The sequence below is a fragment of the Butyrivibrio sp. INlla16 genome (genome assembly GCF_900104155.1).
Taxonomy (GTDB): domain Bacteria; phylum Bacillota; class Clostridia; order Lachnospirales; family Lachnospiraceae; genus Butyrivibrio.
This window is the reverse complement of record NZ_FMYB01000023.1, coordinates 27728-51273: the sequence shown is the minus strand read 5'-3', so window position 1 is coordinate 51273 and position 23546 is coordinate 27728. Positions and strand designations below refer to the sequence as shown.

Below are 23546 nucleotides of genomic sequence, written 5' to 3'. Positions count from 1 at the left end.
ATGCCGGATAAAAGTGAAGCAAAAATGAGGGTATCCTTTGATCTGGATGAAGTGCTCTTTGTACATCCTGATATCGTAAAAACCGAACCCGAATTAAAATTTCCGTTTAACAAAATATATAAGGAGAGGCTGCGGCTAGGCACCCCCGATCTGATAAACAGGCTTCAGGATATGGGATATGAAGTCTGGGTATATACGTCATCATTTCGTACTGAGAAATATATAAGCAAATTATTTAAGCATTATGGGGTTCGGTTTGACGGCATCGTCAATGCTGACAGACATTTAAGAGAAGTTCAGAGGGATAACGGATCGACCCTCCCGCAAAAGCTCCCCAGCAGATATAGGATTTCACTGCATATTGATGATGAAAATATTGTTTGTACCTTGGGAAGGCAATATGGTTATACCGCTTATCAGGTAAAAGGACAGGATGAAGAGTGGACAGAGAAGGTAATTGAACGTGCTGAACAAATAAGGCAGATGAATATGAGGAATGAAGAATGATTGACAGAGCGCAGGAAGTTTTGAAGATAAGTAATCTGGATATAAGTATATCGATGGGGAAGGAAAAAATACATGCCATAAGAGGGCTTGATCTTATCCTTCGAAAAGGTGAAACGGTTGCACTCGTTGGTGAATCGGGTTCAGGCAAGTCGATCACCATGAAAGCTGTAATGGGTATCTTGCCTGAAGGTTCCATTATCAATAAGGGAAGTATTATCCTAAAGGATGGTGAGAAAGAGATAGATATTCTAAAACAATCACCATCTTATCTAAGGACAAATATCGTCGGAAAAAGGATTGCTATGATATTTCAGGATCCTATGTCATCACTTAATCCTAAGAAAAAGATTAAGGATATAGTTGGTGCCGGACTGGATATCCATAAACTGTATTCTTCCATGGAAGAGCGGGATGGCATGATAAGTGAAGTTCTTGAAACTGTAGGTTTGTCAAAAGAACAAGCAGAGAGATATCCCGGACAGTTTTCCGGTGGACAAAGGCAAAGAGTTGGAATAGCAAGAGCCCTTATTATGAAGCCGAAGCTTATTGTGGCCGATGAATGCATAGCTGCTTTGGATGCATCTGTCCAGGCCCAGATTGTAAATATGATATCGCGAATATGCAGGGAAACCGGTACTGCATTTCTTTTCATTTCCCATGACCTGTCAATGGTAAGGTATTTGTGCCAGAGGATAGGCGTTCTTCACCGCGGCTATCTCCTCGAGACCGGAGAGGAAGAGGAGATTTTCAAAAATCCTGCGCATCCCTATACACGCAATCTTCTTGCCGCCAATCCAATTCCAAATCCAATTGTTCAGTTTAAGAAGGATGAGCATTATGACTATGAGACCTCCGGTATTCTCTATGAAAATGGATTTTGGCATGACGTAAATGGCAACGAAAAACATAAAGTATGGTGCACGGACAGTGAATTTGAGAAATGGGGGTTATCGATATGAGTAGGTATGTAAGCAAAAGATATATTGCGTTGCTGACAGTTGCTCTGATAGTTTTCTGTGCTACGGCCTGTTCGGGTGCAAATGAAAGTGCGGACATAGATGCGGAGAAAGAACTCAATATCGGATTTGCAAATTTGCCTATTACGATGGATGCGCAGATGGCTTTTGATTCAGCTTCCACTGATTACCTAAGGCCAATGATCTCAACACTTTTCAAAGATGTAAACGGTGAAATTAAAGAGGATCTGGCAGCAGGTTATGAAGCATCTGAAGATGGGCTTATCTACACGATAAAGCTGAGGGACGATATAAAGTACAGTGACGGAACACCGATAACAGCGGAGGATTTTGTTTATGCTCTTCAAAGAATTGCAGATCCGTTATCAGGAAGCAGCGCAATTTTTGTCTTTCATGATATTTGCGAGGTGAAGAATATACAGGCAGTTAATGAGGGACAGCTACCTTTGTCGGAACTTGGGGTCTCTGCACCTGATGACAGGACGCTGGTGATAGAATTGGAAAGACCATGCCCATATTTTATCAGCACTCTTGCAACTTCATGTAGTGCACCCTGCAGCAGATCTTTTGTTGAAAAATGCGGGAGCCTTTATGCCACAAAGGCCGAATATATTTTAGGAAGCGGGCCATTCTACATAGATCGCTATGAACCATTTGATACCCAGGTTCATTACAGTAAGAACCCCTATTATTACGATTCTGAAGCAGTAAAGCTTTCTGGTATTTCAATAAGATATGTACAAAGCGGCCAGCAGGCGATGATGTGCTATGAGAGTGGTGCACTGGATGTTATAAATCTTTCAGGTTCTATTCAGGAGCTGGCAGAAGATGACGAGAACGTTACAGAGAATGCTTCAGGAAGCATATTTTATATGGGTACGGTTCCGGCTCATAACAGCGCACTCAAAAATAAAAATATAAGGCGTGCACTTATAAAGTCAATTAACCGGGAAAGTATTGTAAGAAATATAACAAAGAGAGGAACTGCACCGCTGGAAAGGTTTATTCCCGAAAACTTCAGTCTTGATACCAACGGAAATGACTATGTGAAAGAGCCGGGTGAATATAGCGATGTATGTGCCTATGATAAGGAGAAAGCGCTGGAATACTGGCAGCAGGGACTTGATGAAATAAACGCTAAAACACTTGAGCTTTCGCTAATATGCAGACCCAATGATGAAACTGTGATAGAGATGATTATTAATGAGTGGGAGAATAATCTTCCAGGGCTAAGTATTGATGCAAAGGTTATTCCTGCCAAGCAGTATTGGGATGACCTGGATAAAAAAGAAAATGATCTATATGTAGCCGGGTGGGGAGCCGATTATTCAGATCCCAATACATTCTTGTCACTATTTATATCTACGTCGAAATATGATTATGCGGACCTTAAAAGCGAAAAATATGACAAGCTTTTAGATGATGCAGTGATTGAAACAGATCCTACTCGCAGATTCGAAATGCTTCATGAAGCAGAGGATTTGCTGATGGAAGAGAGTCTTTATTTTCCTATATATGCAAAAGGGAATGCATGGCTGATATCCGGCGGGGTTAAGGATGTGGTGTTTGACTTTAACGGCTCGACTTTGGATCCGACGTGGGTTTCTAAGAATAGGTAAAGGAGAGAAAAATGGTTAAATATACTATCAAAAAAATATTGATATCAGTTTTATCTCTTATCCTTATAATTTTTATACTATTCATGCTTATGGAATTGATGCCCGGATCTCCGTTTAACGATGAGAAGCTAAGCGAAGAGCAAAAGCAGGTGCTATATGAAGCTTATGGGCTGGATAAACCTGTCATATACCGATTTGGAGTATATATGATAAATATGCTTCATGGGGATTTTGGTGATAGCTACAGCATTTCGGTTAATACTCCTGTTGCGTCGCTTATCAGCACAAGACTACCGGTTTCCATGCAGGTAGGAGGTGCGGCAATGCTTATCGGAAGCATTGCGGGGCTTGCACTTGGCTTTCTTGCAGCATTTAACAGAGGAAAAGCCATGGACGTAATATGCATGATAATCAGTATACTTGGAGTGTCTGTTCCCTCATATATTTTTGCTATATTACTGAATTATTATGTCGGATTTAGATGGAAAGCTTTGCCTCTTCTATATGATTTCAGAATTCCGGTAAGAACCTCCATTATGCCTGTGATTGCACTTTCAATAGGCGTTATGGGAGTTGTTATGAAGTTCACAAGGGATGAAGCAACTATGGTTCTTAAGTCAGACTATGTGCTCTTTGCAAGGAGTCAGGGGATTTCGGAGAAAGAGATATTGTTTGGGTATGTTCTTCGTAATTCAATGATTCCTGTAATAACGGTGATGGCAATGCTGTTGGTTTCACTTCTTACGGGATCTCTCGTTACAGAGAGAATTTTTTCCATACCGGGAATTGGGGCGCTTCTTACCACCGCAATAACAGCTAATGACTACAACGTGGTAATAGCACTGAGTTTTGTTTATGCGGTTATATATGTGGCTGCAAGACTTGTTCTGGATCTGGTTTATGGACTTATAGATCCCAGAATACGAGTATCCGGAGGTGCCGGTAAGTAATAACAGAGCCGGTTAAAAGTAGCTTGATTAAGAAAGGGTAGAACTATGGCAATCGAAAAATATGAGGATGGTTTTACTGCGGAAGATTTTGAAGTGGCGGTCAGAACTGATGATATGGAGATAGATACTACCTTCTCGGGTGAAGGAAGGTTGAAAACTGCGCTCAGAAGATATAAGAGGAATAAGGCAGCAATGTTTGGGCTTATTACACTAACTATACTTGTTATTGCCAGTATACTTATTCCTGCTCTTTCGGGAAAAGCGATAGATGCACAGAATCCGGATCGAAGCTTTGTAGCTCCTAAGATACCCGGAATTTTAAACGGCTCGGAGAGAATACCTTATACAACTGGAGAGAGAACAGTTAATAAATATGAAGAGCTTTCCATAGATGAAACGGCCTATTTATTTGGAACCGATCAGCTGGGAAGGGATCTGTTTTCGAGATGCTTCAAAGGCATGCAGGTGTCTCTTCTTATTGCCTTGGCAGCAGGCATGATTTCACTGGTTATCGGTATGAACTACGGAATGATATCCGGGTATATAGGTGGAAAGACAGATCTAATCATGCAACAAATAGTGGACGTGCTTAGCAGTATTCCCACCCTTGTGGTTGTAACGCTTTTGATGCTGGTATTTAAGCCCGGTATCAGTTCTATTATCATAGCTATTATGCTGACTGGCTGGATGGAGATGAGTATTATTGCCAGAGCTCAGGTATTTAAGCTTAAGGACAGGGAATATATTCTCGCTGCCAGAACACTTGGAGCGGGCGATTTCTTTATTCTGTTCAGGGAAATACTTCCCAATATTTTTGAATCCCTGGTAACTGAACTTATGGTGTCCATCCCAACGGCAATCTTTTTTGAAACTTTCCTCAGCTTTGTGGGACTTGGACTTCCTGTTGGAAGCTGCTCCCTTGGAAGACTTATTTCCGAAGGTTTTGATAATTGCCTGATCCACCCATATACACTTATTCCACCTATGATTTTGCTTGTCCTATTAATGATATCGGCAAATCTTGTGGCAGAAGGATTAAAGGATGCGTTTGAGTAAGCTTTTATCTTTCGAGAAAAGCATTTGTTCTTTTTTGTATATTTTCCTGAAGGTTCACAAAGAACAGAAAATTATCATAAAGGTGAAGTGAGCCGGTGGGGAATATGGATAATCCTGCAGGATACTGATTGGTGTCAATTCCTGTGACGATCAGAGTACCTCTTTCGGGATCTATGTATGCGCCATAGGCTCCAACTGTGCAGGAGGTTATCGCACCGGTAGAATCCTGCGTAACGCTTCCTTTATTGAGTTTCTTATCGGCCACTTTGCTGTCTGTTCTCCAGTTTAGCGGGTTGATGGAGAGGGCTCTTGTTCCTTTTGGGGTGATGATACTGTCTGTCACATTCCCATCTTCACAGTCATAGCTTATTACAACTCCTGTATCAAGCTCGCCTGTGGCAGGCTTTATCTGAGGGTACTTCTGTACCATATCCTCTGTCATATTCCAACCGATTGCATATACTGCCACAAGGTTATTTCTAAGAGATGTTGCCCTTTCACTATCCCCTCCATAATATTCCTGAAGAAGTCTGTAGCACATATCTGCGCCCTGTGAAAAGCCAGCAAGGATTATAGGCCTGCCATTATTTTTGTGCTCAAGATAGTATTTGAAGGATGCAGAAACGTCTATATAAGCATTGGCAAGAATTTTTTCTCTGGTTACGTTATCATATTCGTAGGCTTTCAAAGCGGCCTGTCTGTAATAGGGTGCATACAGTTTTGCGGTATATGCATAGAGGGCCTGCTGTTGATTCATGGCATTTCTGAAGCTCTTTTTATATCCGGGCGTAATCGCCGAATTGATCTCACTTTTAACATCTACTGACGGTGCAACTATAAAGACGTCAACAGGTTTGTCATCGCCGATACCATCATATAGCCAGTTGCTGCTGTCTGCGTAATTAAGCGGACTGGTAAAAGGAAGGACGTTGACATTTTCAGCTGCTGTAACGTTTATATTGGCAGAAATAATAAATGAAAGAGCTAGAACAAATGAGAAAAGTGTAGAAAGAAACTTCTTTGCTGTAACCATTTTTCATCCTCCTGACATATGACAATTTATATTACGAAAGTATGTGAGACTATGGATATATTATGAGCCATTTATGATTAAAATACTTTGATTTTATAAAATTTTAATAAAGTATTTATCATAAAAACGATAAATTTAAGGAGCTAATTAGGCCTGCGTGTTGTAAAATTAATTTGTTACAGACAACACTAAAAACGGGATGATTATTATGAAAGAAACCATTAAAATTTCCGATAAATTCACTCTGAAAAAAATGATTCTGTTTTCACTTCCCTGTATTGGAATGCAGCTGGTTGATAACACTTATCAGGTTGTCGACGGCTATTTTATTTCCAATTTTCTCGGTGAGGAAGTATTCGCTGCCGAAAATATGATATTTCCGCCTCTGGCCCTTTTGATGTCTTTGGGACTTGTGGTTGGAGCAGGCGGAAGCGCTATTATTGCAGCTTTGCTCGGAGAGGGAAAGGACGAAGAAGCAAGGCAGACATTGTCCATGCTCAGTATTTTTCTTCTTATTTTTGGTACTATCGTGTCTGCGGTGGCATTTGTGTTCATGGCACAGATCGCGAAAATAGTAGGTGCAACTGATGATCTTGTTCCGTACTGCGCTGCATACGGAAGAATACTGGCAGCTTTTATGCCTGCGGAGATGATGAATTATGCCTTTCAGGAGTACCTGGTTACTGCCGATGAGGGAAGGCTTGGACTGATTGTTTCTGTGGTGAATGCTGTAACTAATATAATACTTGATTTCCTGTTCGTGGGAATTTTGGGGTTTGGACTAACCGGTGCTGCTGTTGCAACGGGCATTGCCTGGTGCGTCAGCCTGGTTGTGGCGGTTCGCTATTTTGTTGATAAAAAGCATAACCTTCACCTCACTTCATTTAAGATTCATGTGAACTATATCGGACAGGCTCTGGGCAACGGATCCTCTGAGATGGTTGATGCTGTTTCTTATGCAGTTGTTGCTATTATTTTCAATAAGCGACTCATTACTCTTCTTGCAACAAGAGGCGTTTCTGCTTATGCCGTTACGGAATATGTAACCGGAATATTCTATGCTGTATTTATGGGCTTTGGTATAGCAATGATTCCTGTCTTCGGTTATAGATTTGGAGAGAAAAACTATGATGAGCTTACAAGGCTTCGTAATGAGGGAATAAAACTTTCTTTGATCTGGGGGAGTATTATGCTGGCGATATCTATGGTCTTTAGCCCTCTGATTTCACAGATATTTGTGGGATATGATACGGTTCTTGCAGATATGTCCACTTATGCACTCAGAGTTTGCGGAGCGGCATTTCTCCTTTCCGGAGTAAATATGTTTTCATCATCATTTTTTACAGGAATATCGGATGGACTTTCGTCTGCGATTATTGCTTTTACAAGAAGCTTCTTTATGCCGATAATACTGGTTTATCTGCTTCCTTACTTATTTGGTAAAGACTCGATATGGTACACAGCTCTGGTGGCGGAAATTATTACTATCGTAATAGTGGTTATTCTAAATAAAACAAGATATAGGAAAGATATATCTGTATAACAGTTGGGAAATATGTAACGAGTCAGAAAAATGTAAAGATCGAGAGGTGCTGATAATGACAAAAGAGTATTCCGAAATGGTTTTTATTCCTGATAAGATCAAACAAAATGCGCAAAGTATACCTGATCAGACAGCTATTATTGCCAAGGATAGGATACTTACATACAGAAACCTTGATGAATTATCTGATAAGGCGGCTTATGGGATTCTTTCAAAGTGTGGTGAGATGGAAGAGGGTACCCCTATAGGACTTCTTCTTGACAGAAAATCGTATGTTTTCCCACTGGAACTTGGGATAGTTCGCGCCGGATTTGCATATATTCCAATGACTGATGAATACCCGGAAGAGAGAATAGCCTATTGCCTGAAAAATGCCGGTGCCGGGGTATTTATAACAACCAAAGAAATTCTTGACAGAAAAGATGAACTTAAGGATATGGATTTTCAAGTTCTCTTTGTTGAAGAAATTTTATCCTACGAAGGAGAACCTAAGGAACTTCCGAAGATAAAGGGAGACAGACTTACTCATATTATTTATACTTCAGGCTCTACGGGGGTGCCTAAGGGTGTAAGAAATACTGCCTACGCAGATGCGTATATAGTAAACACCAAGACAGGAGATTGCCCGATTTTTGAATATTACAATTTCAAGAAGCTTACTATGGCTGTGACCCAGATATCGTTTGTTATGTCGCTCTTAGACTATGCGATACTATATAACGGCGGAAGTGTCCTTTTTATTCCTGAAGAAGATTACAGGGATATGGAAGTGCTTGCCTCAAAGATGCTTGAATATGAGGTTCAGAGTGTTTTTGCTACGCCATCTTTTATTAAAACTTTTCTTGATGTAAAGGGAACAAAACCTGCTCTGGCAATTCTTGATATTCTGTTCCTGGCTGGAGAAGTCATGGATGAAAGTGTAATGGAGGCTGTCTTTAAGATCAATCCCTGGATTCACATAATTAACGGATTTGGCGCCACGGAATTAAATGGAATTTCCGTATGCAAGCTGTTTACCTCTGAGGATAGGAAGATAAGCATAGGAAAACCTCTGCCTATGGCTACAACTTATATTGTAGACAGCAAAGGGGATAATCATAATCAGCTAAGAGTGGATGAAAACGGTGAACTTCTTGTTGCTTCACCTGCAGTTACTGTCGGATATCAGGGGAATAATGAGAAAAATAAGTCTTCATTTACGATACTGGACGGAGAAAGATACTACAGAACAGGAGATATTGCATTTAAGGATAGTGCGGGGGAATACCATCTTGTCGGAAGAAAAGATGATATGGTTAAGCTCCATGGGCAGAGAATAGAACTTGGAGAAATTGAGAGTGTATTGCGTGAGTTTGAGGGAGTTAAGCAGTGTAAGGTCCTTATGAGAAATAACGGGGCAGAGGATTTCCTTGCAGCCTTTTACACAGCTAAAGAGGAGTATACAAAAAATACACTTTCGGATTTTTTGAAGGTCAAACTTCCTGTTTATATGGTTCCTTCTGCTTTTGTCTATCTTGATGAAATGCCGCTTAATGCAAACAAGAAGATTGATCGTGTCAAGCTTCTTGAGATGCCCATTACAGTTAACAGAAGTGATTATGTTGCTCCGGAGACGGAACTTGAAAAAAAGATATGCAACCTGTTCGAGACTGTTCTAAGTATGGATGGTCTTGGAAAGAATGCGGATTTCTTCGAATTTGGAGGCACGTCTCTTAGTGTAACGAAGTTTTTATCCAAATTATCTGAAGAGGGATATTCTGTTTCATACGGCGATGTTAATGAACATCCCACTCCGGGGGAACTTGCTGATTTTATAGAGAATTCCGGAGACAAGCTAGGTATTCCACAGCTTGACAGGGATGAATATCCTCTTACGAAAACTCAACTTGGAATTTATCTTGAAGGAATTACGGGAGGGAATAAAGAAACATATACTATGCAGTATATGATGGAAGCGGCCCCTGAGATTGATGAGAACCGGATTATTGATGCCGTGCACAAGCTCTTCGATGCTCACCCTTCGATGAAATATATGATCAGATGCAGGGAAAATGAGCTTCCATATTCTGAGTTTGTCCCTGATGCCAAGGTGGAAGTACCTGTATTTGAAGGAAAAGATGAGGACAGACTTACATTTTTAAAAAGCTACATGCCGGTGGTTAAGGTACTTGATAATCTGCTGTTTAATTTTGCTGTTTATAAGAGTGAAAAGTGCTGCTATCTGATTCTTAGGACACACCTTATTGCATCGGATGCAACATCTATTAGTCTCATTATATCAGATCTTAACAGGGCTATTCATGGAACTGAGCTCCAAAAGGATGGATTCCTGGTTCAGCAGGCAGGCTTATATGAACAGTTGCTTCTTCAGAATGGTGCTCATGATAAGGCAGCAGATTATTATAAAAAACTATTTGCCAAAATGGATGGAATCGATCCGCTTGCAGGAGACCTTAACCATCCTCTTACGCCCGGTGTCAGTCAGAACTACAGATATGAACCAGGTACTCTTAAAGCAGAAACAGTTAAGAAATTCTGCCTTGAAAATCAGATAAGTGAAGGCGCCTTTTTCATGGGTGCTATGGCAATCCTTCTTGGAAAGTATTTATATTCCGACCAGGTTTCTTTCTCCATGGTTTATAACGGGAGATCATTAAGCGAAATGGAGAATACAATAGGCACTCTGATAAAGAGAATTCCTGTTTACGGAGATCTTACCGGGGATAAATCCGTAAAAGACTTTCTGTTAGATGTAAGTAAACAGATCTTTGCCAATATGAGCAATGATATTTATTCGTTTGATGAGGTGTTAAAAAACTGTCCGGTAAATGAGGATGTGGAGCTCATTTTCCAGGGGGATCTTTTTACGGATAAGATGGGAAAAGACGGAGGAGAACAGCTCCTTAAGAGCAATTCTTACTTTATGGAACATTACCATACAGGCATGGTCACAGGCTGCATGTCGATTCAGCTGTTTTCTACCGATGGCTTCTACAACATGACTATTGAGTACAGAAATGAGAAGTTCTCCGAGAAGTGGATCAAGATCTTTGCCGATCATCTCTTTATTGTGGCAAAAGGGCTTCTTGAATGTGAGAATATCGGCGATATCGTGATGATGAGCGATGCCGAAAAAGAGAAGATTTCAGGATTTAATGAGACGGCTTTTCCTATTGAGTTTGTACCTGTGCATGAGCAGATTGCTGCCTATGCCAAGAAGTCTCCTGATAAGAAAGCGGTAATCTGTAACGGGAAGTCCCTTACTTTTAAAGAACTGGATGTGTTATCGGACAGCATCGGATGCTTCTTATCAGGCTTTGGAGTGGGAAAAGATGTGCCTGTGGGAGTTCTCCTGGATAGGTCGATCGATGTCTATGCTCTTGAAAATGGAATATTAAAGGCCGGTGGAGCTTTTGTGCCTTTCATTCCTGAGTATCCTGATGAAAGAATTGATTTTTGCATGAAGGATGCTCAGATTCCTATACTGGTTACATCCGGGGAAATTAAAGAAGCCAGGGAGGGGCTTTGTGACAATGGATACAAAGTGGTAACTTTGGAAGAAATAATCGAGGCCGGTACCGGGAATGTTAATAAGGGTGCTTTCACTCCGTACAAGTCCGATAGACATGACCTAGCATATTGCATTTATACCTCCGGATCCACCGGGAGACCTAAGGGGGTAATGATTGAACATGGAAATATTTTCAATTACTGCCACAGAAATGAGAAGTCCGTTGAAATAATGAACTATGCTGATGAGGGCAGGGTATGTCTTGCTCTGGCATCATTTTCCTTTGATGTTTCCGTGGTTGAGCAGTTTGTTCCGCTTACTAACGGCAACACGGTAGTGATTGCAACTGAGGATGAGATACATGACCCTGAGCTTTTCGCAAAGCTTGTTAATGAAAATGGTGTAAACGGTATTACCTGCACTCCTACATATCTTTCAAGCCTTCTTGGGATACCGGTATCAAGGGATGCTATTAAGAATCTGACTTTCTTTGACATAGGCGCTGAGGCATTTCCTGCTCCTTTGTACGACAACCTCAGGAGCCTTCGAGATGATAGCGTAATATTGAACGTTTACGGACCTACAGAGTGCACTATGGGATGCTCTGCAGATGTTGTCGATGATCCCGCAAATGTAACGATAGGTAATCCTATAGCTAATACAGCCTTTTATATCTTTGACAAATTCGGAAATGAGTTGCCTGTAGGACTTAGAGGAGAACTGATCATAGCAGGTGACCAGGTTGGACGCGGATATGTGAATCTTCCCGAGAAGACTGCGGCTGCATTTTTCGAGCATAAGGGACAGAAGGCATATCACAGCGGTGATCTCTGTTCCTGGGCGGATAATGGTAAGGTTCGTATATTCGGAAGAATAGATAATCAGATCAAGCTTCGCGGCTTTAGAATCGAGCTTGATGAAATTGAGAAGGTCATGTCCGAATTTGCAGGAATTAAGGCAGCAGCTGTCAGGGTAATTAAGACGGGTGGCAAGGAATTTCTGGCAGGTTATTATTCCTGCGAAGTGGCAACCGGTGCAGACTCAGAGAACGGACCGGATATTGATGCATATAAGGAATTTATAAAGGGAAAACTTCCGGAATACATGGTTCCACAGGTATTCAGGCGGGTTGATGATATGCCGCTTACGGTTAACGGCAAGATTGACAGAAAAGCTCTGCCAGTTCCTGATGCTTCCGAACTTCAGGCTGAATATGTCGCTCCCGAGAATGAGGTTGAGAAGAAGCTATGCGAGGCATTTGAGAAGGCTCTATCGCTTGAGGCAGGCTCTATCGGTACGGCGGATGATTTCTTTGAACTTGGCGGAGATTCGTTAAAGGCGATGGCGGTTCTTTCGGAGGTTGCTATAGATGGACTTACCGCAGCTGACATTTTCCAGAAGAAGACTCCGAAGGAAATAGCTCTTGTTGTTAATTCCAGAAGTTCGATGGGAGACCCTGTAGAAATTGACGACAAGGCGAGAACAAAGACCTATGGTTTGTCTTCAATGCAGATTAAGATGGTTGATTATCAGCTCTATAATCCCGGTTCTTCGATGTGGAGCAACATGCATATACTGGTTCGATTTGGTAAAGAAATCGATGCCGATAAGCTATGTGATGCTGTTAACACGGCTATCAGGAATCATCCGGGTCTGTGTGTTGTTTTTGAGTACAATGACGATTGTGAGCTTCAGCAGAGATATGATCCTTCAATCTTTTCGGGAGTGACTGTTGAAGATATTGAGGAGAGTGATATAGGCGGACTTGCTAAGACGCTTGTCGTTCCTTTTAGGAAAATCCTGAAATCCTGTTTGTTTAGAACAAGAGTATTCAGAACCGGTGAGCATAGCTACTTCTTCCTGGATGTTCATCACCTGCTTATGGATGGAGGATCACTTGGCGTGCTCCTTCAGGATGTGACAGATGCTTATTATGGAAGGGAGCTTAAAAGAGATTTCTATTTTACACTTCTTGAGAATGCAGCACTTGGGCGTGAAAAGGGAATTTACGATGATGACAGGGAATATTTTGAGGCTCAGTACGGAAAGAATGCTGAGGGCTTTAAGATAATCGTTACACCGGATCATAAGTCCAATAAGAATTCTTCTGCCGGAAGAATGGTGCGTCTTGATTTTGATGCTGAGCAGGTCAAAAAGGCAGAGGAGAAATGGGGAGTTACTCATTCGTGTATGGCTATTACAAGCGCACTTGTAGCTTTGTCTGAGCATGAAAAAGAAGATAAGGTAATGTGCAACTGGATATATAATGACAGATTGTCTCCTGAAGCGGAGCATGCCGTAGGACTTCTTATTAAGAACCTTCCTGTGGGTGTTGATGTTTCGAAGTATGATAATCCGTCAGACCTACTTTTTGAAGTTAAACGTCAGATCGGAGAGGGTATAGCACATTGTTCCTACGACTATTTCACGGGCTTTGATTCGGCATTTAATTCCGATCCCATGGAGGTCAATTTGCAGCTTGGAATTAATGCGGATGAGCTCGATGAACTGGGACCGGAATTCATTGAACTGGATGATCCGTATTCTGCTGCCAGTGCACGCCTAGAGCTGGAACTTCTTGAGAATGAGTATGGTGACGGCGGTTTTGATGCGGAACTCGAGTATGTGGAAGAGATATTTGATAAAGAAAATATTCTGACTTTCCACGATCTTTATGTGAAGATACTAGAGTCAATGGTGAAAGCTTAAATATTCAAAAAATAAAGGGGCTGTTTCAAATCTGAAACAGCTCCTGAAATTATGTATTCAATATTCAGTTGTCAGTGTATGTTATTTCTTAAGAGTCATATATGTTTCGCCCTTATGGTAGAAATACAGATAAGTTGAACTTGATCTTGTAATCTTACCATTATCTTTTCTGAAGGAAAGAACATAAACATAATAATCCTTGTTCTTTTTGAACTTCTTATTCTTATTGTCTTTAGACAAGGTTGCCTTTGTCTTGTCCTTGCCGTTTATTGTCTTTACCTTCTTGTAAGTGCCGTTTCTCTTTGAGCCGATATAAATTTCATAACCATTAGCACGAGGCTCTTTTTCCCATTCAAGCTTAAGCTTGTTGCCTACTACGCTAATAGCATATCCGTCATCGTTTTCCTTGAGCATCGGCTGACCGAAGCATCTGTAGGTCTCTGACCATTCACTGAAAATTTTGCTGTTATTAGTATCTATAACATAAGAACGAATTGTAACATCAAGCTTTGTTGCGTCATCGTCGCAGTTATAGGTACATGTTTTCTCTGTTGTTTCTTTCGTTACCTTATCAACGCCGTCGTTAAGAATAAGCTGGAATCCGGCTGCATTTCCGTCACAATCCCATGAAAAGACTGTCTTTTCATCAGAAGCTCTCCAATAGTCCTGTCTTATATTCTTCGGTACGGCAGGGAGAGTTACTGCAACAACAGTAGCATGATCGTTGAATGTTACATTGTCGGTAGAAGCCTGAACCAGTATTGTATATTTTGTGCCGGGTGTAAGGTTCGGGATGGTGCATGTATTGGTCGTTCCAACAGTAGTTGGAGTAACTGCAGCCAGTTTCGTGGTGGCATCCTCAACGCTTGTACCAATACCTAATTTGTAATAATAGGTAGTTCCTGCAGCAGGTGCTTGCCAGGATACGGTAAATGAATTTTCGGTTCCGGATTCAACCTTTACAGGCTGGCTGTAAGCGGCTTTTGCCTTAACGGCAGGAACCAGCAGCAATGAGAGCATCATTGCGAGAGACAAATACTTTAATAGTTTCTTCATTTAGTTCTCCTCCTCATAGGAAAAATTTTATTTTATGAAATTCATTATAACACGAATAATTTATAAATAATTCTAAAAAAATGCTAAACTTTTAACGCCAATTGCTAATTATAATGGATGTATTTCCGTTTATAGTTTTTTCATATTTATAACAGGTGGAAGAGACGGTGATAATACATTATAATTTTATCGTTGACAACTGCGGATTATATGCTTATAATACCAAGAGTGTGTTGAAAAATGCTAAATGACCATTTATGGTTCATGATATGAACGCTGTAAGGAGGTGTTACCGAATGTCTATCTGCCCGAAGAATAAGTCTTCCAAGGGTCACAGAGACCAGAGAAGAGCAAACTGGAAAATGACTGCTCCCACACTGGTTAAGTGCAGCCACTGTGGCGCGCTTATGCAGCCTCACAAGGTTTGCAAGAAATGTGGCTACTACAACAAGAAGAGCGTTGTGGTTAACGAGGATTGATTTTAATTATTTAAGCATATTTGGCCCGAGATCATTTTGGTCTCGGGCTTTTGCTATATGTAAAAGTTTTTTATAATTCGGTTCGTTGCTTTTTTTATATTTATTTAGTAGAATTTTTATGGATTATTTAAACTTATTTTTTATGCGGAGTCTTTTTTTGTTGTCGTGCGTATTTTGTACGACAGTACAAAAACGGACATCCGACAAGATTTAGTCAGATATAAACCGTGGTTTATAGAGGAGGAATTATGGCTGAGCTTGTAAAAGTGGCGCTGGATGCCATGGGTGGCGACAATGCACCCGGAGAGATAATTAAGGGCGCTGTGGATGCTCTTGAGGAATCTGACAGACTTAAGATTTTTTTTGTGGGAAAAGAGCAGATAATTAAGGATGAACTCTCTAAATATACTTATGATGAGAGCAGAGTCGAGATAGTAAATGCAGAGGAAGTCATTGAGATGGCTGAACCTCCGGTTATGGCAATAAGGACTAAGAAGGATTCTTCAATAGTTAAGGCTATGTTCCTTGTAAAACACGGTGAGTGTGATGCATATGTTTCTGCCGGAAGTACAGGTGCGACACTTGTCGGTGGTCAGGTTATTATAGGAAGAATTAAGGGGGTTGAGAGATCACCTCTTGCACCGCTTATTCCTACAGAGAACGGAGTGTCTCTTCTGATTGATTGCGGTGCCAATGTTGATGCAAGACCTTCTCATCTTGTACAGTTTGCAAAGATGGGTTCGGTATACATGGAGAATGTTTGTGGGATTAAAAATCCCAGAGTTGGAATCGTAAATATCGGTGCTGAGGAGGAGAAGGGCAATGCGCTTGTTAAAGAGACCTTTCCACTTCTTAAGAACTGCCCGGACATCAACTTCATCGGCTCTGTTGAAGCAAGGGATATTCCCTACGGCGTTGCTGATGTAATAGTATGTGAGGCTTTTACCGGTAATGTAATACTTAAGATGTATGAAGGCGTTGCAACTGCGCTCCTCAAAGTAGTTAAGAAGGGACTTATGAGTTCCTTAAGAGCAAAGATCGGAGGACTGCTTATTAAACCGGCTCTCAAGGATGCCTTGAAGGACTATGATATGAATCAATACGGCGGTGCACCCATGCTTGGACTTACAGGACTTGTTGTTAAGACCCACGGAAGTGCCAAGGCCGTAGAGGTTAAGAACAGTATTCTGCAGTGTGTAACCTTTAAGGAGCAGAATATTGCCGAGAAAATCAAGGAATCTATTTTGTCAGATACCTGATGTATAAAAAGTACTTGTAAAGGTACCATGAATAGTATTATAGTTTTAGAACACAGATATGATATGCGTTTTTTATCGTATTATAATATGTAAAAAGGATGGAAAAGTTATGGAATTCGAAAAGCTTAAGGAAGTAATTGCCGGCGTACTCAATGTTGATGTGAATGAGATCACTATGGACTCAACCTTCACTGACGATCTTGGAGCTGATTCACTCGATGTATTCCAAATCATCATGGGGATAGAGGACGAGTTTGATGTGAAAATTGATGCAGAACTTGCAGAGAAGATCACAACAGTAGGCGAGGCGGTTGAGCTTCTGAAAAAAGCCAGAAATGAAGGCTGACAGACTATAATAACAACAATCAGGTGATATGGAGCAGAGCCCGCGATGTTTGCTTTGCGTCATATCACTTTGTTTGTTTAAGGAGAGAATATTATGATAGGCGAGAATGAACTTAACGAATTACAGGAGAGTATCGGATATCATTTTAAGGATAGTAATCTGCTTTTACAGGCGCTTACACACAGCTCCTATGCAAACGAGCAGAAGATAAATAAAAGGGGAGATTACGAGAGGCTTGAGTTCCTCGGAGATGCTGTACTTGAACTTGTTTCCAGTCACTATCTTTATAATAAATACCCGGATAAGAAAGAGGGCGAGATGACCAAGATGAGAGCATCTATGGTCTGTGAGCCTGCGCTTGCATATTGTGCGAGCAGTATTCACCTTGAAAAATACCTCATTCTCGGAAAGGGCGAAGAGGCTACCGGCGGAAGATACAGAGAATCCATTATTTCTGATGTAATGGAAGCTATTATAGGTGCTATTTATCTCGACAGCGGAATTAAAGCTGCTAAAGCTCATATTGAGAAATTTATACTGGACAATCCCGAAGAGAAGCAGATTTTTTATGACAGCAAGTCTGTGCTTCAGGAGATGGTGCAGAGAGACAACGGTTTGGAGCTTCGCTATGAAATTTGTGGCGAAAAAGGGCCCGAGCATGATAAAATATTCGAGTCTGCGGTCTACGTGGGCGATAAAAAATTGGGAGAGGGGTCAGGACGTACCAAGAAAGCGGCTGAGCAGAAGGCTGCATATCAGGCTATCCTGGAATTGAAAAAAGAGTAACATGTATTTAAAAAGCATAGAAATTCACGGCTTTAAGTCATTTGCAAATAAGATAAAACTGGAATTTCACAACGGAATATCAGGAATTGTCGGACCTAACGGTTCGGGTAAAAGTAATGTCGCCGATGCTGTCAGATGGGTTCTCGGAGAACAGAGAATCAAGCAGCTTCGTGGCGGCACTATGCAGGATGTAATCTTTGCGGGAACGGAGCTGAGGAAACCCCTTGGCTACGCTTATGTCGCTATAACGCTTGATAATTCGGATCATGCGCTTCCTATTGAATATGATGAAGTAACTGTCTCCAGAAGGCTTTACCGCTCAGGAGAGAGTGAGTATATGATAAACGGCAACTCATGCAGACTTAAGGATGTTAATGAGCTGTTTTTTGATACCGGTATCGGTAAAGAGGGATACTCTATTATCGGACAGGGCCAGATTGACCAGATTTTGTCCAGTAAACCCGAGGACAGACGTAATCTATTTGATGAGGCTGCAGGTATTGTTAAGTTTAAGTCCAGAAAGGATACCGCTATCAAGAAGCTGGAGCAGGAAAAGCAGAACCTGACCCGAGTGAATGATATCCTTTCAGAACTTGAGAAACAGGTTGAGCCACTTGAGAAACAGTCAGAGGTTGCAAAGGTTTACTTAAAACATAAAGAAGAGTTGAAGACTCTGGATGTAAACATGTTCCTTTTGGAAAATGCGGCACAGAAGAAGAATCTCGAGGAGTCTGAAGAGAGCCTTAAGATTGCGACCAAGAATCTTGAAGAAGCAAAGGAAAAGTATGAAGATACAAAGACTAAGTACGAGCAGATTCAGGAAGAGCTGGAAGCTATCGACCATGATATTGAAGAAGCCAGAGTAAAGATTACGGACACTTCGGTAAAACGTGAGAAGCTTGAAGGCCAGATCGGTATCATGAATGAGCAGATCAGATCGGCTACAAGTGATGCCGAGCATTTTGAAAAAAGAAAAGCCGATGAGGAACTTAAGATTTCCGAGAAGGAAAAGGAAAGAGATAAGGTTCTTGTCGTAAAGGGCGAGATAGACAAGGAACTTGAGATCCTTTCCGCAGACAGACAGGAAGCAAGAAAAAAGCTTGATGGTATCGTTGCGAACATTAACGAGATAAATAATGAGATTGAGAACTGCAAGAGTAGGATAATCGAGACATTGTCGGAGCGTTCGTCAATCAAAGGTAAACTGAGTTCTCTTGATACCAGACAGGAACAGATAAATATCAGAAAGGCAGAGCTTACCGGAAAGCTTGTTAAGGCGCGTTCCGATGAGTCCATGCAGGAAGAAATAATCAAAAAGCTTCAGGCCGAGTTCGATCAGATTACGGATGAAATCCGTAAAATGAACATGAAGCAGAAGGATTCGGAGAATGAGCTTGCGGGTATAAGAGATAAACTCTCCGCAAAGGATTCGAAGCTACGTGATGCACAGAACCTTTATACGCAGGAAAAGTCAAAGCTTGAAACATTGAGCAATCTTACCGAACGCTATGAAGGCTACGGCGGAAGCGTTAAGAAGGTAATGGAGAAAAAAGACGACAATCCCGGAATTATTGGTGTTGTTGCCGATATTATAAAGACTCAGCCTAAGTATGAAACGGCTATAGAGATAGCACTTGGCGGTAATATTCAGAATATCGTAACCGATGATGAAGAAACCGCAAAGGATATGATTGCTTATCTGAAAAAGACCAAGGCCGGAAGAGCAACTTTTCTTCCACTTACAAGTATCCGCGAACCTCAGGAGTTCAAGGCACAGGAAGCCCTAAGCGAAAAGGGTGTTCTTGGTATGGCGGATGAACTTGTTGAGACAGAGGACAGATACAGAAGTGTTGCGAAGGCAATGCTTGGAAGAATTGTTGTTGTCGATACAGTAGATAATGCGGTTTTAATCGCAAGAAAATACAAGTATACCATCAGAATGGTTACACTTGAGGGTGAACTTCTTGTTCCCGGAGGAGCCATAAGTGGTGGTACCTTCAGAAATAATTCCAATCTCCTCGGAAGACGCAGAGAGATGGAGGAACTTGAGAAAAATATCAAGAAGTGCAAGGAGGATATCGCTCTTTTCCAAAAGGAGATAGAGGATACCAAGAAGCGCAGAAATGAGTTGAGAGTTATCGTTGAGGAGACCAGAACTTCTCTTCAGACTAAATTCATAGAGCAGAATACAGCCAGAATCAATGTTGAGAATGAGAAGGAGAGACAGAATCAGCAGAAGGGTAATTACTCAGATCTAAAGGAAGAGAGCGCGTCAATAGAGAAGCAGATTATCGATATTGATGGTGAGCGTGAGGAGTACAAGAAAGCTCTTGAACTTTCTGAAAAAACCGAGAAGGATGAATCCGAGAAGGTTACTCAGTATCAGGCTAAGCTTGAAGCCTTGCATGCCGACGAAGAGAAAGAAGCTGAGAATGTTTCTTCCTGGGATATTGAATATGAGAAGATTTTGCAGAAGGAGACCTTCGAACAGCAGAATCTTGATCGTATAAACAGTGAGATAGCTACAGAGAAGGCAGCTCTCGATGAAATTCTTGCATCAATAAAAGAAAATAATGAGATCCTCGAGCAGAGGAAGAAGGATATCGAGGAGATAAAGCTTACAATTGAGAGTTCCAAGGATGTTCAGTTCGATGTAAATAAGGAGATGGAAGAGAAGCGTGCAAAGAAGGAAGAACTTACAGCTTCTCAGAAGAATTTCTTTAAACTTACAGAAGAACTGAATCAGACGATGAACGGGCTTGATAAGGAAGTTACAAGACTTGGTGCCAGATGTGAGAGAGCAAAGGAAGCTATAGAGACTCAGATCAACTATATGTGGGATGAGTATGAGATAACATTAACCGATGCATCCTCCATGAGAGACGAAAGTCTCACCGATATGTCTGCGATGAAGAAGCAGATAGGCTCGTTAAAGGATGCTATAAGAAAACTCGGTGATGTTAATGTTAATGCCATTGAGGATTACAGAGTACTCATGGAGAGATATACCTTCATGAAGACACAGCATGATGATCTTGTTACAGCCGAGCAGCAGCTTCGCGAGATTATCTCCGAACTCGATGAATCCATGAGAAAGCAGTTCATGGAAGAGTTTACAAAAATACAGTCAGAGTTTGACAAGGTATTTAAAGAAATGTTCGGAGGCGGTAAGGGTACGCTGGAACTTGTTGAGGACGAGGATATCCTTGAGGCTGGAATCAGAATCAATGCTCAGCCTCCGGGAAAGAAGCTTGTTAATATGATGCAGCTTTCCGGTGGAGAGAAGGCACTTGCTGCTATTGCACTTCTGTTTGCAATTCAGAATCTGAAGCCGTCACCTTTCTGCTTGCTTGATGAGATTGAGGCGGCGCTTGATGAAAATAACGTAGTTAGATTTGCGCATTATCTGCATAAGCTGAAATCAACCCAGTTTATTGTAATTACCCATAGGCGTGGTACAATGGAAAGTGCTGACAGACTCTATGGTATAACCATGCAGGAGAAGGGTGTGTCGACACTTGTAAGTGTTAATTTGATTGATAAGGAGCTGACGGATTAATGGCAGGTGGCTTTTTTTCAAGGCTTTCAAATGGCCTATCAAAAACTAAAGAAGGTGTTGTGAAGGGAATAAATAATGTCCTTAGCAACTTTTCAACTGTGGATGAGGATTTCTACGAGGAACTTGAAGAGACTCTCATTATGGGAGATATCGGAGTTAATGCTACCAGCAGGATTATGGACAAGCTCCGCGAGCAGGTCAGGGATAATCATATAACAGATACCTGGGCATGCAAGACACTCCTTGTATCCAACATCAGAGAGCAGATGAAGACGGATGACGATACCTATAAGTTTGAGGAAGATAAGACAGTTATTTTTGTTATCGGAGTAAACGGTGTCGGTAAGACGACATCTGTCGGAAAACTTGCTGCTCATTTCAGAAAGAAAGGCAAGAAGGTACTTGTTGCGGCTGCCGATACCTACAGGGCAGGTGCTACTGAGCAATTAAGACAGTGGACAGACAGGGCCGAAGTTCCGCTTATTTCCGGAAAAGAGGGAGCGGATCCCGCCAGTGTAATCTATGATGCTGTTGCTGCTTTCAGGTCGAGAGATTGCGATATTCTTATGATTGATACGGCCGGAAGACTACACAATAAGAAGAATCTGATGGAGGAGCTTGCCAAGATGAACAGGATTCTTGACAAGGAGCTTCCCGGAATACATAGAGAAAACTTTATTGTTCTTGACGGCACAACCGGACAGAATGCTATATCGCAGGCGAGAGAGTTCGGTGAGGTTGCTGATCTTACCGGAATAGTTCTCACTAAGCTTGATGGTACGGCGAAGGGCGGAATAGCAGTTGCTATTGTGTCAGAGCTTAATATTCCGGTTAAATATATTGGCGTCGGTGAAGCTCTCGAGGATCTTGAGAGATTTAATTCCGACCAGTTTGTAGATGCATTATTTTCATAAGGAGAAGGGACATGTCTGAGAAAAACGAAAGCCTGACGCTTCCCGCATTCGAGGAAGCGTATGAGGATGTTAAAAAGGTAACTCTTGAAACAAAACTTATTTACAGTGACTATTGGAGCGCTGCCACAGGCAGTAAGGTCTATTTAAAGCCTGAGAATCTCCAGAGAACCGGTGCATATAAGGTTAGAGGTGCTTATTACAAAATATCTACAATGTCTGAGGATGAGAGAAAGAAGGGACTCATCACTGCATCAGCAGGTAACCACGCGCAGGGTGTGGCTTATGCAGCAAAGAGCTACGGAGTAAAGGCTACAATCGTTATGCCTACTTCAACTCCTCTTATCAAAGTGAACAGAACAAAGGCTCTCGGCGCAGAGGTCATTCTTCATGGTGATGTATATGATGAAGCCTGCGAGCATGCACTTAAGCTTGCAGATGAGCATGGATATACCTTTGTTCATCCTTTTGATGATCTTGATGTGGCAACAGGTCAGGGAACCATTGCTATGGAGATAATCAAAGAACTGCCTACTGTGGACATGATTCTTGTTCCCATCGGCGGCGGCGGACTTGCAACAGGTGTGGGTACCCTTGCGAAGCTCCTTAATCCCAAGATAAAGGTAATCGGTGTTGAGCCTGCAGGTGCTAACTGTATGCAGGAGAGCCTTAAAAACGGTAAAGTTACAACTCTTCCTACAGTTAATACAATTGCTGACGGTACTGCGGTTAAAACACCGGGTGAAAAAATATTCCCCTATATCCAGCAAAACATTGATGACATAATTGCTGTTCCGGATGAGGATCTTGTCGTATCCTTCCTTGATATGGTGGAAAACCATAAGATGGTTGTGGAGAATTCCGGACTTCTTTCCGTTGCAGCGCTTAAACAGCTTGATGTTAAGGATAAGAGAATTGTCTGTGTTCTTTCAGGCGGAAATATGGATATCATTACAATGAGCTCTGTTGTCCAGCAGGGACTCATTATGAGAAATCGTATATTTACAGTTTCGGTTCTTCTTCCCGATAAGCCGGGACAACTTGCTGCAGTGGCAGAGGTTATAGCGAAGACCAGTGGAAATGTAATCAAACTCGAGCACAATCAGTTTGTATCGATCAACAGAAGCGCAGCTGTTGAACTGCGTATTACTTTGGAGGCATTTGGCAGCGAACACAAGGAACAGATTATAAAGATCCTTGAAGAGCATGGTTACAGGCCGAAGCTTGTTCGCACAATTATTTAAT

The 23546-nt window shown here is 41.6% G+C and carries 16 protein-coding genes; 14 read left to right on the top strand and 2 right to left on the bottom strand.

From position 1 onward, the window contains the following. The 5 genes from BLR42_RS11985 to BLR42_RS11965 are packed head-to-tail and all read left to right on the top strand — an operon-like array spanning nucleotide 1 to nucleotide 5109. Nucleotides 1–507, top strand: a complete 507-nt coding sequence (locus BLR42_RS11985; RefSeq protein ID WP_091869343.1) for a hypothetical protein — start codon at nucleotides 1–3, stop codon at nucleotides 505–507. Further along, nucleotides 504–1466 (top strand): ABC transporter ATP-binding protein, encoded by a 963-nt coding sequence (locus BLR42_RS11980; protein ID WP_091869341.1) that lies wholly within the window; start codon nucleotides 504–506, stop codon nucleotides 1464–1466. The genes BLR42_RS11985 and BLR42_RS11980 overlap by 4 nt, the downstream gene beginning before the upstream one ends. Beyond that, complete coding sequence (locus BLR42_RS11975; protein WP_170832748.1) at nucleotides 1463–3103, top strand: peptide ABC transporter substrate-binding protein; 1641 nt, start codon at nucleotides 1463–1465, stop codon at nucleotides 3101–3103. Before BLR42_RS11980 ends, BLR42_RS11975 begins: the two co-directional genes overlap by 4 nt. 11 nt (nucleotides 3104–3114) lie before the next feature. Next, the gene (locus BLR42_RS11970) at nucleotides 3115–4053 is read left to right on the top strand and encodes an ABC transporter permease (protein WP_091869337.1); all 939 of its coding nucleotides are present in this window, start codon (nucleotides 3115–3117) and stop codon (nucleotides 4051–4053) included. Nucleotides 4054–4098: 45 nt separating this feature from the next. After that, nucleotides 4099–5109 carry an ABC transporter permease gene (locus BLR42_RS11965; RefSeq protein ID WP_091869335.1) on the top strand — a complete coding sequence of 337 codons (1011 nt, stop codon included), beginning with the start codon at nucleotides 4099–4101 and terminating at the stop codon, nucleotides 5107–5109. Nucleotides 5110–5113: 4 nt separating this feature from the next. Here the strand turns inward: BLR42_RS11965 and BLR42_RS11960 are convergent, their stop codons facing one another. Beyond that, nucleotides 5114–6142, bottom strand: a complete 1029-nt coding sequence (locus BLR42_RS11960) for a DUF3089 domain-containing protein (RefSeq protein WP_091869333.1) — start codon at nucleotides 6140–6142, stop codon at nucleotides 5114–5116. Between the two features lie 208 nt (nucleotides 6143–6350). Between BLR42_RS11960 and BLR42_RS11955 the strand changes: the two genes are divergently transcribed. After that, entirely contained in the window at nucleotides 6351–7685 is a 1335-nt protein-coding gene (locus tag BLR42_RS11955; RefSeq protein ID WP_170832747.1) for an MATE family efflux transporter, read from the top strand. Nucleotides 7686–7740: 55 nt separating this feature from the next. Next, nucleotides 7741–13905 (top strand): non-ribosomal peptide synthetase, encoded by a 6165-nt coding sequence (locus BLR42_RS11950; protein WP_091869329.1) that lies wholly within the window; start codon nucleotides 7741–7743, stop codon nucleotides 13903–13905. A gap of 81 nt (nucleotides 13906–13986) precedes the next feature. On the opposite strand, the gene BLR42_RS11945 is transcribed toward BLR42_RS11950, so the two are convergent. Continuing rightward, complete coding sequence (locus BLR42_RS11945) at nucleotides 13987–14961, bottom strand: fibronectin type III domain-containing protein (RefSeq protein WP_091869327.1); 975 nt, start codon at nucleotides 14959–14961, stop codon at nucleotides 13987–13989. Nucleotides 14962–15257: 296 nt separating this feature from the next. Here BLR42_RS11945 and rpmF point away from each other — a divergent pair, with 296 nt between their 5' ends. The 7 genes from rpmF (at nucleotide 15258) to ilvA (ending at nucleotide 23545) form a co-directional block, all read left to right on the top strand. Further along, nucleotides 15258–15440, top strand: a complete 183-nt coding sequence (gene rpmF, locus BLR42_RS11940) for a 50S ribosomal protein L32 (protein ID WP_022760225.1) — start codon at nucleotides 15258–15260, stop codon at nucleotides 15438–15440. 248 nt (nucleotides 15441–15688) lie between these two features. Then, nucleotides 15689–16699 carry a phosphate acyltransferase PlsX gene (gene plsX, locus BLR42_RS11935; RefSeq protein WP_022760224.1) on the top strand — a complete coding sequence of 337 codons (1011 nt, stop codon included), beginning with the start codon at nucleotides 15689–15691 and terminating at the stop codon, nucleotides 16697–16699. A gap of 109 nt (nucleotides 16700–16808) precedes the next feature. After that, nucleotides 16809–17045 carry an acyl carrier protein gene (gene acpP, locus BLR42_RS11930; RefSeq protein ID WP_022760223.1) on the top strand — a complete coding sequence of 79 codons (237 nt, stop codon included), beginning with the start codon at nucleotides 16809–16811 and terminating at the stop codon, nucleotides 17043–17045. 93 nt (nucleotides 17046–17138) lie between these two features. Then, nucleotides 17139–17831: a ribonuclease III gene (gene rnc / locus BLR42_RS11925; protein ID WP_091869325.1), complete on the top strand. Its 693-nt coding sequence runs from the start codon at nucleotides 17139–17141 to the stop codon at nucleotides 17829–17831. A gap of 1 nt (nucleotide 17832) precedes the next feature. Continuing rightward, nucleotides 17833–21390, top strand: coding sequence for a chromosome segregation protein SMC (gene smc, locus BLR42_RS11920; protein ID WP_091869323.1), 3558 nt, complete (start codon nucleotides 17833–17835; stop codon nucleotides 21388–21390). Then, nucleotides 21390–22304 (top strand): signal recognition particle-docking protein FtsY, encoded by a 915-nt coding sequence (gene ftsY / locus BLR42_RS11915; protein ID WP_022760220.1) that lies wholly within the window; start codon nucleotides 21390–21392, stop codon nucleotides 22302–22304. The genes smc and ftsY overlap by 1 nt, the downstream gene beginning before the upstream one ends. Before the next feature lie 11 nt (nucleotides 22305–22315). Then, complete coding sequence (ilvA, locus tag BLR42_RS11910; protein WP_022760219.1) at nucleotides 22316–23545, top strand: threonine ammonia-lyase; 1230 nt, start codon at nucleotides 22316–22318, stop codon at nucleotides 23543–23545. Nucleotide 23546: the final 1 nt, after the last annotated feature.